This is a genomic window from Sphingobacterium sp. SGL-16 (assembly GCF_011043515.1).
In the GTDB taxonomy this organism is placed as follows: Bacteria; Bacteroidota; Bacteroidia; order Sphingobacteriales; family Sphingobacteriaceae; genus Sphingobacterium; species Sphingobacterium litopenaei.
In genome coordinates this window covers 1-14,601 of record NZ_JAAKGQ010000067.1, presented here as the reverse complement: position 1 = coordinate 14,601, position 14,601 = coordinate 1, and the positions used below count along the sequence as shown (strand labels likewise).

Sequence of the window (14,601 nt, the reverse complement as noted above, 5' to 3'; positions counted from 1 at the left end):
GCAGGTAATATCCTATTTCGGATTGGCTCCAAGGATATATGAGTCGGGTACAAGCGTGAAAGGAAAAAGGCATATCTGTAAAATGGGAATGGGACAGATAAGAAAAGTATTGTATATGGCAGCCACTTCTGCAATAAAATGCAACAAAGGATGTAAAGATCTGTACGAAAGACTCAGGGCTAAAGGAAAACCTTATCGCGTAGCTCTAATAGAGGCGGTAAATAAGCTTATTAAACAAGTATTTGCAATAGCTAAATCAGGTGAACCCTATAAAGCTCAATTTGGCTATGGCTAAAATATACAGAATATTATTTTAGTGAATTTTAAATTTTTATTTGGATTTAAACACAGTTCATTTCGACAATAAGAGAAATCTAAAAAAGTAATGATAGATTCTAATTTTTAATTGTTTAGAGATATATACGCGTTGCAACCAAAGGGAGTTCAGCAATACTACATGCCGCTTATAGAGTTTGAATATTTCTTAATCCTGACATCCAGCTACTCAATACGCATTACTCAATACTTTTTGACTTTTTAATACCCATGTGATAAAGCATACAGCGCAAAAGTTCCGAGCCAATGTGATCCCATATAATCATCCTGAGCAGAAAGATTTGGCAAAGAAAATTCTATATGATTATTCGCAATTACACGAAGATGATGAAGTTCTGCTAAAGTATTACTAATACCATACAAACAGGCTGCACGACTGTAGTTCAAACCATCCAAATGCACCAACTTCCCATCTGATCTGTCTTTAACAATAGCTGGTTCTAATTTGAAATCCGCCTTAAATAATTTGGGCATAAATTTCTCCAGCCAAGTTTTATATTCATTTTGACCTAAAAGTTTTGACATCAAATAAGCTTCTTCTAGACATGGCGATAAGAAATCATAACCACTCGGCTCATATGCCAGATCACAATTGATATCTTTTTCAAACAATCGCTTTCCGTGTTCGATAATGGCATTTTCAAAATCCTTATCTCCTACCGACCGTGCGTAATCCAAGGAAAGTGACAATCCAAAAGCGGAATTGTCATGCTGTCCTGTACGAATTGGATATACCAACTTGGGTAAATATTCTTCATAGCGCATAACCAACAAATCCACCAAAGGCTGAAGAGTTGCTTTCCACAGTTGCGCATCCGCGTCCTGCCATTTAGACAAACTTTCCTGTAATTTAAATAGCCAAGCCCAACCATAAGTGCGCTCAAAACTTTTGTTATTTGTGTCATTGAAAAAAGCCAATTCTACGGCCACATTCTCTGCCGTAATGTGCCTATTGAGAGTGGCTCTTATTTTTTCGTCAGCATCCAAGGATGGATATTTTTGCATCAATTCTACAATAGACCAGTATCCATGAACCGAAGAATGCCAGTCAAAACAACCGTAAAATATGGGTCGAAGTTGTTTAGGAGATTTTAGATCGTTATCCGAACCCAAAACCTGCCCCAATTTATTTGGGTATTCTACTTCTAGGCAATGAACAGGCAAATCAAAAATCCCTTTTGCCTGAGCCTCACTTAACACTATTTTTTTTAGGGTATCCGAAGTATGAAGTGAAGAATTAGAATTTGCAGATTTTTCACTACAACTCGAAAAAGATAATACCCAAGTAAGAGCAGCTAAGGAAACAACTTGTGCCTTCATTTGTTAAATTTATATGTTAATAATTACTTTAAAAGTATAAACAATTTTATAAAATAGAAAGATGAATATCACTGATCTCATTACTGGAGGAATAGGCTCGAAAGCTATTTCCCTTGTTGCAAAAACCCTAAATATTGACGAAAGTAAAGCTAAATGGGTAGTGGCCGCTGCAGTCCCTTTAATGATTGCCGCATTAAATTACAATTCCAAAAAGAGCAAAGAGAAAGAAGAAGGCATCAACAAAGCCCTGGAAAAACATAATGGTGGAATTTTCGATCAAATTGGAAATTTATTTGGGAATGGCCCTTCTGAAGATGACAATAAAATAGTCAATCACATGTTTGGTAGCAATACTGAGGTGGTGAAAGATAACCTAGCAGCTAAGACAGGTCTTTCTGCGGATAAAATCGGAGGTGCTTTGGCCATTCTTGCTCCAATTGTAATGGGCTACTTAGGGAAACAAAAACAACAAGAATCTTCTTCTGGTGGAATAGGAGATATATTAGGAAGCGTATTAGGCGGAGGACAATCAAATTCATCCGCTGAAGGCGGAATTTTAGGTTCTATTCTTGGGTCTGTCTTAGGTGGAGGCGGAAGTTACCAATCCTCGTCCCAAGGAGATTTAGGTGGATTAGCAGATCTAGCAGGTGAATTTTTCAATAAAGGAAATGATAATAGCAAGAAGGGCTTTATCTTAGATTCTTTGGCGGGGATGTTTGGCCGATAAAAAAAAAGCGATGTCAATGACATCGCTTTTTTGCTTAATTAGTGAGTATGACCGATATCTTCCAGCGATTTTCCCTTTGTTTCTGGCAAGAATAAAATAAAAACAAAAGACAAAACAACCATTACTGCATACAACAAGAATATATAAAATCCTCCTTGTTGATTACCCTCTACGATAACTGGAAATATCCAAGAAATCAATGCTGCAAATACCCAATGCGTTGTACTTCCTAAAGAAGAACCTTGTGCGCGAACTTCATTCGGAAAAATTTCCGCTAAAAACACCCAAATTACAGCACCTTGAGAAAGAGCAAATGAAGCGATAAATCCGATGATGTAAAAAAGCAGGTAACTAGAAGATTCACCTTTCAGACCAAAAGCCGTAAGCATCAAAAATATAAACATACCAACAGCGCCTGATAATAATAGCTTCTTCCGCCCTACTTTATCAATAATACTCATCCCCACGAGAGTGAATAATACATTAGTACCGCCAATAAAAATAGGTTGCAAATAACTTAAATCTGCATCAAAACCTGCCATATCAAATATTCGAGGCGCATAATATAAAATAGCATTAATACCTGTCAACTGATTAAAAAAGGCTAACAGCACTGCAAAGGTAATAGGCTTGAAATATTTAGACTGAAACAAAGACGTCGTAGCCTTCGGGGTATCCACCGTCAGGTGGCTTTCTATTCCCAAACTTGTAAATACTGCCAGTGCTTCTTCATTTCGGTTATGCAATAATAACCAACGCGGACTTTCGGGAATATTGCGCAGTAGAATATAAAATACAATAGAAGGAATTGCCATAATACCTAACATATAACGCCACGCATTTTCCCCAGTACCAGCAAATAGGAAATTGGTCAAATACGCGATAAAAATCCCACTTACAATCATTATCTGAAATAGTCCCGTTAATTTCCCTCTGTCTTTTGCTGGCGATATTTCGGAGATAAACACTGGTCCAACGACAGAACTTATCCCTACAGATACACCTCCAAGGAAGCGGAAGAATAAAAACATAGACCAGAAATTTGCTAAAGCACAGCCTACAGCGGATAATAAGTATAATATAGCGATAAATAGAAGCACCTTTTTACGACCATATTGGTTCATAAATTTACCAGCACTTACTGCTCCGATAATGGTTCCTATCAACGAGATGGATACTGTAAGCCCATGCCAGAAGGAATCTAATTGCCAGAGTTTTTGGATAATTTGTTCTGCACCTGATATTACAGCGGTTTCAAAACCAAAAAGGAATCCTCCCAGCGACGCAATTAGGGCATATTTCCATACATTTTTCATAAGTTTATATTTTATTTGTTAGGCCCCTGTGTACTATTACGCACCACCAAAACTGATGGTATAATATCATCACGTAGCCAATCTGATTCCCCATTAATTTGTTTCAGAACGCTTTCAACAATACGCTCTGCAATTTCTATAATGGGTTGTCTTACACAAGTAACAGTTGGCTTGACTAGCTCAAAAACTTCATGATCATCAAAGGAAACTATTCCAAACTGATGAACTATGTCATATCGACTTAAAACTTTATAGCCAGATATACATAAATAGTTGGTACTAAAATAAATCGCGTCAAGATCATTTTCATTTATGAATTGACCAATCAGTTCCTCTCTTTCAGGCACATTTAAACGATAAGGAATTTCTAGCAGTAATGGCTTTAGATTTTGCTGATTTACTTCATTGATATAAGCCTGTTTTCTTTCTAGCATTTGGGATTGTGAGGAATCACTAGTAATCATCCCTATATTTTTGTAGCCTTGTGCAAATAAATGTTTGACTGCAACAGCACTTGCCTCATAATTATTTGTACCAACGTAAGCGGTCGAAATCTCTTGTGCACGTCTATCAAATATCACTAAAGGAATTTGAGAATGAATGAGTTTTTTAATAGCCTTATTCATGTCCATTGTTGGTGCGATAATGAGTGCCGCAATTCTTCGCTCCATCATACTATTTATAATGCCCTCACCCAATTTATCCACTCCATTCGTACTACTATAAAGCACGTGATAACCTTTTTCACGAAGACTAGACTCAATTTTCAAAGCTATTGGCCCAAAAAAACTATCGCCAATATTCTCAACAATCAAACCAATCGTATTCGTCTTTCCCGTTGCCAAACTTTGGGCAATTGAATTTGGCTTGAATCCTATTTCCTTGACATAATCAAGGATTTTTTTCTCCATTTCTTCACTAATCCTCGACTGTTTGGCTTTACCATTAATAACTAATGAAACAGAGGATTTGGAAACGTTTAGAGCTTTAGCTATTTTACTTATTGACATTTCGTGTATTTAAAGTTTAGAAATACGCGCAAACATTTCGGCTATTGCAAATTGATCGAGTAACCACTTTTTATTCTCAGACTCTTGTTTCTTTCCAGACCAATCTTTAGAAAATAGTCCATCTTTGTCCCTCATATTTACCCAAGCATATTGTAGGTTTGCACGAAATGTGTCCAAATAAAATGAATTTTTATCCACATCGTAGAGTTCGACGTAACCACGCAACATAACAGCGATAAACCAACTATCACTTCTCTTTAGAGTGGGATAACTTTTACCTTCTGATTGTATAGTTTTACTAGCATCAAAAAAATATTTATATCCACCTTCAGCTGTTTCTTGCGCATCTTTCAAATAATTTTTATTTGCTGTGTGCTTATACAGAAGTGTTGCTGCTTGGATCATTTGTCCCGTATTATATGGATATTTAGCTTTATCAATTTTACCATCTAGTTTGATATTATCCCAATACGTTTTATCTTCTGGGTCTTGCAAATTTGATTTTGTCCATTGATAAAGTTGCTTCGCTTTATCCAAGTATTGATTGGATTTGGTAGCCTCATATAATTTCATCAGATAAACCACAGCAGGTGCATTAGAGCATGTATTCTTAGATTCTTTTTTCTGTTCCATCCAATAGATACCGCCACCTAACTTATCATCCCAGCCACTTTCGACAAATCGCCAAATTTCCTCCGCTTTTTTTAGATAACTCTGCTGATCGGTATGAAGATATAAATCCAAAAAATCAATTCCCAACCAGATATTATCATCATAAAAACGGTCTGATTGTGGTGCAAATTTCACATACGAAGCATATGCATATGGATCGCGTGTGTCAAAATACTGTTCCAGACCTGGTAATATCCTTTGATCTATTTGTTTTTTTACTGCCGAATCATTTTCCTTTTCTAGTAATACAGTATATGCTGACAAACTACCTGAAAAAGGCCACAAATAAGAGTATGGGTTTGTTTTATTTTCATTAACACCACCACCTAAATAACTTGCACTATATTTTTCATCATAAGGATAATTTTCTCTGTATAGAAATTTACCATCATTGACTGCATACAATTTATCTATTATTTGTAGAGTTTGTTCGGCTTTCTTATAATATTGGTCTTGCGCTATAGCTGTACAAGAACTGAACGCTATAAGCATGGGAATCATAACTTTAAATGTTGCTTTCATTGGTAATCGAAATAAAAATAATTATTTATTTAGTAATGTAATGCCTTCAAATAACATAGCTGCACTACATTGACTTGTCAATTCGGTCGTACCTACAGGCGATTGTGCCCATGAAGGCCCAAATAAGTATACACCTTCTAGATTTCCTAATTGCCAAGCTGTTTTTACATTATGTTTAAGGAAATTTTCAAACTTGGTTCTATAGCCATCTTGAATACCTTCAAGTTTTAAATATTGAACGAAATAGCGAATGAAAATACCTTTAAATAAGCCTCCATCTCCAGACCCCTCATTTCTTAATATGTTATTTGCTGGATCAATGCATTTGGTAATTGTATAATTTGCTATTTTTTGTCCATCATTAAGATACAATGGGTCTTTCGTAATCGTGTAAAGCTCTACAGCAGTCCCTAAGAATGTACCTTGATTGTAGGTAAGAGCTACCTTATTCAAGACATCAGTCTGACCATTTATATTATCATAAACTGCGCCTGTTGAACGATCAAATAAATAATCCTTTTGCCATTCATAAATGCGAATGGCCCAATCTAAATAACTCTCATCCTTTGTTAATTTGTATAAGCGGGCCGCTAACACACTTGCAGGTCCATTTGAACAAGCATTTTTTGAATAGAGCATATCTTTTTTCCAAGCCAATCCGCCACCTGCAAACTCAGTATTCCACCCTTTAATGATATCATTCCACAACAACAACACAGCATCCAAGTATTTTTGTTCTTTAGTGATTTCGTACAATCTTAGCATAGTCAATGAATTCCATTGCATATCATCGTAATAAATATTATAGTATGATCCGCCGTTTTTTGCCTTTACACCATCAAACCATTTATCAAAATACACTGAATATTTAGAGTCATTTGTACGTTCGAATGCATCAATCACGACATCCATGGCATGCGCATTTGGCCAATATTGGAAACCACGGTTTGACCCGTCGTTTCCATAATTAAAATAGCCTTCATCGTTCCAGAAACCAGATATCAACGTATTCGTTGCTTTATCTGCCATCTCTGCATATGGAGTATTAATCTCATTATCAAATTGATACTCATCTTCTATCTTTCCACAACTATTCATCCAGAGCGCACATGATATAATTGATAATATTAATATTTTTTTCATAGCACGTTCTTTTAATTGACTTTAACCTCGTGTGTATAATTTTTATCTCCTTGTAAAATCACTTTAATAGTTGTTGAATTACCATCCACTTGTTCCATGAATTTCCATTTGTTATCCCATTGAGAAGGTGGTACAACTCTTATAAAATAGTAAGAAGGGTCTGAAGACGGAGTAGGTCGACTATCTGTATTATTTTGAGTACCTAAATGTTCTAATATAGTATTGTTATTTACAATGGTTTCCATTTGAAATTTGTAACGCTCATCCCTACCCCAACTCTCTTGCTTAAATCTTACAACACCAGTTCCTGACCAGACGCCATTTCCTTGGTATGGTAAATAGAATAAGACTTTGTTCTCAGGAGAAAACCATAATCCTATTGATTTGATTTCAGTATATGAAATAGTTGCTACATTAAAATCAATAACAATACGGTAAACTGCGGTTTTAGGAGTAGTCATTTGGCTACCATCCAAAGATTCTTTCAATTTTGCATTGTCCTCTGTATAGAAATGTCTTGCATTAGGATCCTTACGGTCTACGAAACTATAACTTTTGCCACTTTCAAGTTTAGAATATATTTCAAAAACTCCCGGTTCAATTTGTTTAAAAACAGGTGATTTTGATAAATCCGTACCTCCTTCACTTCCCTCTCCCGTCACATACAATTCTACTGGAATGTCAGCAAATCCTTCTAAACTTGTAATACTTAAAATACGTGTCACATCTGACTGTACTCTTTTGATTCCACGAGAAGCTATGACTGTCCATTTCACTTCACCTGATTCTCCTGGGCTTATGCCAGCTAAAGCAGCTACTGAATTTAAGACTTTATGTGTTACATAAGCGTTCGTAGCAAATCCATTGTTATTCGACACCACTTTATAAAGAGGGTTTGAAAAATCACCATCCACTTTATCAAAGGCAATTTCATACTGAGGAGAGCCACCATCAACTGCTAACGCAGCCTCCCACTCAAAAAATAGGGTAGCAGAATTAGAGCTTACTAACTTTACCGACTTGTTATTTAAAGGTTCAAATATATTGTTGACTTTAGTGACATCCACATCTGTGTACTCCATATTGTCTGTTTTGCATGCCACGAATTGTGCTACCGTAGCTACAAATAAAATTAAAGCAAATATTCTTTTCATGATTTTGTTTTTAATTAGTTAGCATGCCCAGGATTGTTAGGCAATAAATTTTTGTTTAAATCCATTTGTGATTGTGGTAAAGACCATAAATAATCTCTATTTTCATCAAATCTGCGTGTATCCAATCGAATGTATGATGTATTACCGTCAGCAAATTTTGCCCCGAAAATAGTACCATCTAAATAGGTTTTACCAGCTTTCCATCGAATAATATCATAATATCTTAATCCTTCCAAAGCCAATTCAATACGACGTTCGTTGCGGATAAGTTCTTTCATCTCTGTACTATTTATAGTAGAAGGATAATTAAGCGCAGATGACGCTGTCAGCCCAGCTCTTTCGCGAATAGGACGAATTGTTTGATTCCAAAGAGTTGCATCAAATTGCCCCAATTCGTGTTTAGCTTCTGCATGCATCAGTAGTATATCCGCATAACGTATCATAATGATATTCAATCCAGCATCGAAAGTTTGAGTTGCCGTACGATCATAATATTTTTTGATGTAGTATCCCGTTGGAGATGCGTTGGCACTTGGCCCAGAATACACATCCATACGCTCTTGACTATTAGATCCTGTGCCAGGCTTAGTATAAATAGTACGTGTCTGACCATCAAAATCCGTCCATTGTGATCCATGATAAACTACTGTAGCATCTAATCTAGGATCTCTATTTACATATGGATTATCTTCTGAATAATTAGGATTCTGACTTATAAATTGACCTGTATTAGTCCAATAACTATCTACTAGACTTTGCAAAGGCGCATAGGCATTCAGACGAGCTCCTGCGGACAAAGGTGCTGCATCATATAATTTTCCCCACATCTTTAATGATGGCACATAGCTATAGTCCAGAATTACTTCTTCATTGTATTCATTCGCTGCTTCAAATAAGCCTTTATAACTCGAAAATAAGCCATAGTTACCGTAAGTTCCCTGCTGATTGATGAGACGATCTGTATAATCGACTACTTTTGCCCAATTTCCTTCATATAGGTAAGCTCTTGCTTGTAATGCAGCAGCTGCACCCTTTGTTATTCTTCCATTATAGGTACTTGGCAACTCATTTTTACTTGGTAATACGTCCGCAATTTCATCCAGTTCATTATGTATAAATGTTAAGACTGTAGCCTTCGCTGTACGTGGTAATGTTGCTGATTCATCCAATGTTATATCCTTTGTAAAGAATGGAACATCTCCATAAAAGTTTACCAATCGAAAATAAATGTAAGCGCGTATAAAACGAATTTCAGCGATACGTCTTTGTTTCCATGCTTCACTTACATTAGGCACTCGATCGACATTCTCCATAAAAATATGACATGTTTTTAGTCCGCCATATGCTTGACTCCATTCACTTGCAAATCTTCCTAAAGTTGGATCAGCTATACCATTACGAATTGCTCTAGCATCCGTATTGGTACGTCCTTCAAAAACATTATCACTTAAAGCTTCATCATTCCACATTTTATCAGCAGAATACATTTGATTATACGCCATATTCACCACTAATTCAGCATTTTCTGTCGTTTGCCAAAAAGTAGCATCCGTATAATTATCTGTTGGAATAGGATCAAGTGTATTGCATGAACTTATGAAAAGTACAATACACAAAATCAATCCTGATATTCTAAATTTCTTTTTCATCTTAGTATGCATTAAAACTTAATATCCAAACCAAAACCATAATACTTTAACGTCGGATAATTACGCGCTGAGTTTGCTGCTCCGCCCATATTCGAATCAAATTCTGATGATTCAGGATCTATCCAAGAATTCAAACTTAATGTCAATAGATTTTGAGCATTGACGAATAATCTAGCTCTTTCCATCCGTAATTTACTCACCAAAGATTGTGGTAAAGAATAGCCTATTTGGATATTCTTAAGACGGGCGTATTTACCATTAAACATATATATATCCGACTCCATTTGATAATTATTGCGTGTTGAGGTAGCTCCTGCCGCTGTAAGTCTTGGCCATACTGCATCAATATTTGTAGGAGTCCAGAAATCTAGCTGATGTTGATAGATTGTGTAGGAATAATTCTCATGAAATGGTTCTACCAATTCTCCCCTCACCATCATATCCCTCTTCCCTACACCTTGCCAAAACATACTGAAATCAAAGTTCTTGTAACTTAGATCATATGTCAAACCAAATGTATAACGAGGGAATCCATTCCCCAGAATATAACGATCTTTTGAATCAATAATACCGTCATTATTTCTATCTTCATAACGTACGTCACCAGGTTGCAAATCGGTAGGACTAATTCCTACAGGTAAAGCTGCTGTCTCAATCTCCTGGATGTTTTGGAAATAATTTTTGACTTTATATCCATAATACGAATTCAACGGCACACCTTCTCTTATTAATTTGGTGATACGATCTGCAGAAGCGTATTGTTCTTTGCCTTGGAAATAGACTACCTCGTTAAATGAATCACCCATATTTGCTGAAATATTGTGTCTCAAGTTTCCCGTATTACCGCGGTAAGTTAATACGACTTCCCAACCTTGGTTATTCATCTTTCCAATATTGGTTTTACTCAAAGTGGTACCAAATACACTTGGAATTTCTGGTGTCAACAATATATCTGTGGTATGCTTATGAAAATAATCGAAGGAAGCTGACAATTTATTTTGAAAAAATGTAGCATCTACACCTATGTTAAAATTTCTAGTTTTTTCCCACAATAAATCACTATTGCCATAAGTGAAACCTGCGCCAGCGACTGCAGCATTATCAAAGCCGTAAGTATTATTATATGAAGAGTATATCGTCAAATATTGATAAGGAGCTATATCTTGATTCCCCAAAATTCCATATGATGAACGAATCTTTAGGTCACCAACTTTATCTTTATATCCTTCCATAAAATTCTCTTCAGACAAGCGCCAACCTGCCGAAATAGAAGGGAAAAATCCCCAACGATTCTCCTTTGCAAATCTAGAAGAGCCATCATACCGAAATGTGCCTTCGATAAAATAACGATCTAAATACGAATAATTGAGTCTTCCGATTAATGAGTTAATACTAGTTTCCATAGTACCATTTGGAGTAGTCCGACTCGTAGGATCTATTTCTGTTCCTGTGGTAGGTGTTCCTAAAATAGGATCTGTAAATCTTAATTTTATCTCATTCTGTCTCCTGGTATAAGACTCGTTTGTAGCCCCAAATAATCCTTTTATGGAGTGATTCCCAAATGTGCGATCATAATCTAATATCAATTGATAATTGAGTAGAGATAGTTTTTCATTAAAATCTTCCGTCGTACGCGTAGAATTCACATACACCAATGGTTTTTCTGCATCCGGACTCGTATACAATGGCACTTGTATTCTTCGTATGAATCGGTGATCAGCATTGATATCAGCCCCAAATACCCCACGCAATTTTAAGCTTTTTGCTAATTTCACATCTAACGCCAAATTTGCATTCATATAATCATTAGCATGTTTAATAGCCCCACCCTCACGCAGCTCTGCTAATGGATTTTGATCTGTCAAAGCATTATTAACTAAATATCGACCATTTTCCGCTTGCATAGCATAATAGTAATAAGGTGGAATACGAGAAGAGTTAATAATGGCATTACTAGCAGTTGTATTTAATCCATTATTTCTGGAATAGGATAATATAGATGATAATTTAAAGACACCATATTCAACACTCAAATTTGAACGAAGATTATAACGTTTAATTCCATAGTCTTTGTTACCCACAAAATTGCTTCTCTGATCGAGATGACCTGCAGAGAATAAATAGGTTGAATTTTCTCCTCCTCCATTTATTGTGATATTGTGATTTTGCTGTAACGCAGATTGAATAATTTCATTATAATTCCAAACTTCTTTCCCTTGATTGTTGTACAAATCCATAATTTGATCTGGCGTGAATTCTGGACTTTGATTTACATTGGTTAATGCCATATTTTTCAACGTTGCATTCTGATACCCTTTCACCGGAGCATAAAGTATCTGTGCGTCTTGAACACCGACCAAGGATGAAATACTTGCACTTGGTCTTTGGTTACGCTTACCTCCTTTAGTAGTAACCAAAATAACTCCATTGGCAGACCGTGAGCCATAAATTGCGGCTGTACCAGCATCCTTTAATACAGATACACTCTCAATATCACTAGGATTCAATTTATTTAAAGCCCCCATTTCAGACACTAGGCCATCAATTATAAGCAAAGGCCCATTACTATTCATCGTCGAAATACCACGAATGTTAATATTCATCGTATTATCATTTGGATTCATACTGCGCTGTTGAATATTCAAACTTGGTGATGCACCCTGCAATGCCTGAGTTGCATTTGCAACAGGTCGATTTTCAATGGCTTTAGAGCTAATCTGATCTACAGCTCCCACTACCGAACGTCTATTAGTAGTTCCATATCCTACTACAATAACTTCTTCTAATTCAGTATTTTCAGGAGATAAATACACTTTAAGATTAGGTTCCATCACATCTACTATCTGGTCTTGAAAACCTATATGCCTTATGAGTAGTTTTTGACCTATTAATGCATTAATAGTGAAATTCCCATCCGCATCAGTAGAAGTAACCATGCTTTGACCTTGCACAGAGACTGAGGCTCCTGATATGGGTTGACCTTGCTCATTTGTCACTTTACCTCTAACAGGTTGTTGTTTCCATTTTATTGTATGTGAACCAAAAGAATCGGCCTTAACAATTGGAATCTCACCTAAGAGTAACGGCAAAGCACAAATAAATAAAAATGACTTTGGTATCATAGTATAGAGTTTATAATATTATATGGTTATCTATTAAACCGAGTTAGCAAAGGAACTAAAGCGGTTTAACAAAAATAGTAATTCTATTTACATTTCAAAATTATTTTTAATTGTTATAGTAAATTGCAGTTTAAAATCAGGAATGGATAGAGTATTTTAATTTGCAAATAGCCCTGGAATCTTATATTGATAAAAATTCTTGAATTAATATAAATCGATAAAAACAAGTAGTGTACTTTTTACAATAAGTAAAGCATTCTGGCACAGTATTTTCACTTTATTTAGCTACCTTTGCAAGGTCTAAAATAGTTTATATGTCGAATAAAAAAGGTCTGATCTCACTAGCGTTCGGAGGATTAGCAATTGGAATGACTGAATTTACGATGATGGGAATTCTACCAGATATCGCTAAAGATGTGAATATTGATATCCCTACAGCAAGTAATTTAATAGGACTATACGCCTTGGGCGTTGTTGTAGGTGCCCCCACACTAGTAGCAGCCACATCTAAATATCCTGCGAAAAAAGTACTTCTGTTTTTGATGTTACTTTTCTTTGTTTTTAACGCTGTATTTACTTTTGCTCCGAATCCTTGGAGCTTATTTATATCGCGTTTCATTTCCGGACTTCCACATGGCGCATTCTTCGGAATCGGTTCTGTAGTCGCTTCCAAATTAGCAAAGCCTGGTAAAGAAGCACAGGCCATTTCGTTGATGTTTACAGGTATGACTATTGCGAATTTAGCAGGTGTACCTTTAGGCACCTATATTGGTCATCATTTTGATTGGAAAATTACCTATGGTGTTATTAGCTTATTGGGTTTATTAACCTTCTTAACGATTTATTTGTGGATGCCTGTTTTTCCAGCAGATAAAAGCAACAATATAGTGAAGCAAATATGTTATTTCAAACGTTGGGATGCCTGGTTGATGATTGCAATAATCTCTATTGGTACGGGTGGTTTATTTGCCTGGATCAGTTATATTTCCAAATTAGTAACCACGGTTTCGGGTTTATCCGAAGACAGCGTTTCTATCATTATGATATTGATTGGTGCAGGTATGTGTGTAGGTAATCTTTTAGGTGGAAAAGTGGCAGATACCCTTTCGCCGACTAAAGCTGCCATTTCTTGCTTCCTAGCAATGGCAACTTGTTTATTAGTATTATTCTTCATTGCGCACATCACCGTATTAGCTTATCCCATGGCATTTATCACAGGTATGATTGCTTTTAGTATCGCTCCTTCGTTGCAGATGATGCTTATTAATAATGCTAAGGGCGCAGAAACTTTTGCCGCATCCGCTGGTCAAGCCGCATTTAATATCGGAAATTCTATAGGTGCTTATTTAGGAGCAATCCCCATTATTTATGGTTTCGCTTACAATTATCCTTCCCTTGTAGGCGTGGTAATGGCAAGTATAGGCGCAATTTTAACGTATATATTTTACATCAAAGTAGAATCTAAAGAGTCTTCTTCTGAAGTTAATACCGAAATTCTTCAAAAAGCATAATAAAATATTTCATATTATTATATAAAAGTTCAACAGCAGTTGGACTTTTATATTTTTTAGAGGCGAAGGATGAAAAAAATTGTATGCTTAATTATCTTCTCTAAAACTCTCGGTAGGAC

At 36.0% G+C, this 14,601-nt stretch carries 11 protein-coding genes; 3 read left to right on the top strand and 8 right to left on the bottom strand.

Features of this window, described 5'->3' with window-relative positions; genetic code table 11:
* The coding region (locus tag G5B32_RS15700; RefSeq protein WP_165292445.1) for a transposase at window positions 1-295 on the top strand (295 nt) is incomplete at its 5' end.
* A 242-nt stretch (window positions 296-537) separates the two neighbouring features.
* On the opposite strand, the gene G5B32_RS15695 is transcribed toward G5B32_RS15700, so the two are convergent.
* Window positions 538-1,656, bottom strand: a complete 1,119-nt coding sequence (locus tag G5B32_RS15695; protein WP_165292444.1) for a DUF2891 domain-containing protein — start codon at window positions 1,654-1,656, stop codon at window positions 538-540.
* A 61-nt stretch (window positions 1,657-1,717) separates the two neighbouring features.
* Between G5B32_RS15695 and G5B32_RS15690 the strand changes: the two genes are divergently transcribed.
* Complete coding sequence (locus G5B32_RS15690; protein ID WP_165292443.1) at window positions 1,718-2,383, top strand: DUF937 domain-containing protein; 666 nt, start codon at window positions 1,718-1,720, stop codon at window positions 2,381-2,383.
* 38 nt (window positions 2,384-2,421) lie between these two features.
* Here the strand turns inward: G5B32_RS15690 and G5B32_RS15685 are convergent, their stop codons facing one another.
* The 7 genes from G5B32_RS15685 to G5B32_RS15655 are packed head-to-tail and all read right to left on the bottom strand — an operon-like array spanning window position 2,422 to window position 12,971.
* Window positions 2,422-3,699, bottom strand: coding sequence for a sugar porter family MFS transporter (locus G5B32_RS15685; protein WP_165292442.1), 1,278 nt, complete (start codon window positions 3,697-3,699; stop codon window positions 2,422-2,424).
* Between the two features lie 11 nt (window positions 3,700-3,710).
* A complete protein-coding gene (locus tag G5B32_RS15680; RefSeq protein WP_165292441.1) occupies window positions 3,711-4,709 on the bottom strand; it encodes a LacI family DNA-binding transcriptional regulator in 999 nt (332 codons plus the stop codon).
* Between the two features lie 9 nt (window positions 4,710-4,718).
* Window positions 4,719-5,903: a glycoside hydrolase family 76 protein gene (locus G5B32_RS15675; protein ID WP_165292440.1), complete on the bottom strand. Its 1,185-nt coding sequence runs from the start codon at window positions 5,901-5,903 to the stop codon at window positions 4,719-4,721.
* 21 nt (window positions 5,904-5,924) lie between these two features.
* On the bottom strand, window positions 5,925-7,046 hold the full coding sequence (locus G5B32_RS15670; RefSeq protein WP_165292439.1) for a glycoside hydrolase family 76 protein: 1,122 nt from the start codon (window positions 7,044-7,046) through the stop codon (window positions 5,925-5,927).
* A gap of 11 nt (window positions 7,047-7,057) precedes the next feature.
* Entirely contained in the window at window positions 7,058-8,200 is a 1,143-nt protein-coding gene (locus tag G5B32_RS15665; RefSeq protein WP_165292438.1) for a SusE domain-containing protein, read from the bottom strand.
* A gap of 14 nt (window positions 8,201-8,214) precedes the next feature.
* Window positions 8,215-9,849 (bottom strand): RagB/SusD family nutrient uptake outer membrane protein, encoded by a 1,635-nt coding sequence (locus G5B32_RS15660; protein ID WP_165292437.1) that lies wholly within the window; start codon window positions 9,847-9,849, stop codon window positions 8,215-8,217.
* 11 nt (window positions 9,850-9,860) lie between these two features.
* A complete protein-coding gene (locus G5B32_RS15655) occupies window positions 9,861-12,971 on the bottom strand; it encodes a SusC/RagA family TonB-linked outer membrane protein (RefSeq protein ID WP_165292436.1) in 3,111 nt (1,036 codons plus the stop codon).
* Between the two features lie 314 nt (window positions 12,972-13,285).
* On the opposite strand from G5B32_RS15655, the gene G5B32_RS15650 reads away from it, so the two are divergent.
* A complete protein-coding gene (locus G5B32_RS15650) occupies window positions 13,286-14,482 on the top strand; it encodes an MFS transporter (protein WP_165292435.1) in 1,197 nt (398 codons plus the stop codon).
* Window positions 14,483-14,601: the final 119 nt, after the last annotated feature.

What these genes read in the sequence shown, in the direction of transcription:
- G5B32_RS15695 (WP_165292444.1), bottom strand. Translation starts at nt 1,656, where the DNA reads ATGAAGGCACAAGTTGTTTCCTTAGCTGCTCTTACTTGGGTATTATCT.
- G5B32_RS15690 (WP_165292443.1), top strand. Translation starts at nt 1,718, where the DNA reads ATGAATATCACTGATCTCATTACTGGAGGAATAGGCTCGAAAGCTATT.
- G5B32_RS15685 (WP_165292442.1), bottom strand. Translation starts at nt 3,699, where the DNA reads ATGAAAAATGTATGGAAATATGCCCTAATTGCGTCGCTGGGAGGATTC.
- G5B32_RS15680 (WP_165292441.1), bottom strand. Translation starts at nt 4,709, where the DNA reads ATGTCAATAAGTAAAATAGCTAAAGCTCTAAACGTTTCCAAATCCTCT.
- G5B32_RS15675 (WP_165292440.1), bottom strand. Translation starts at nt 5,903, where the DNA reads ATGAAAGCAACATTTAAAGTTATGATTCCCATGCTTATAGCGTTCAGT.
- G5B32_RS15670 (WP_165292439.1), bottom strand. Translation starts at nt 7,046, where the DNA reads ATGAAAAAAATATTAATATTATCAATTATATCATGTGCGCTCTGGATG.
- G5B32_RS15665 (WP_165292438.1), bottom strand. Translation starts at nt 8,200, where the DNA reads ATGAAAAGAATATTTGCTTTAATTTTATTTGTAGCTACGGTAGCACAA.
- G5B32_RS15660 (WP_165292437.1), bottom strand. Translation starts at nt 9,849, where the DNA reads ATGAAAAAGAAATTTAGAATATCAGGATTGATTTTGTGTATTGTACTT.
- G5B32_RS15655 (WP_165292436.1), bottom strand. Translation starts at nt 12,971, where the DNA reads ATGATACCAAAGTCATTTTTATTTATTTGTGCTTTGCCGTTACTCTTA.
- G5B32_RS15650 (WP_165292435.1), top strand. Translation starts at nt 13,286, where the DNA reads ATGTCGAATAAAAAAGGTCTGATCTCACTAGCGTTCGGAGGATTAGCA.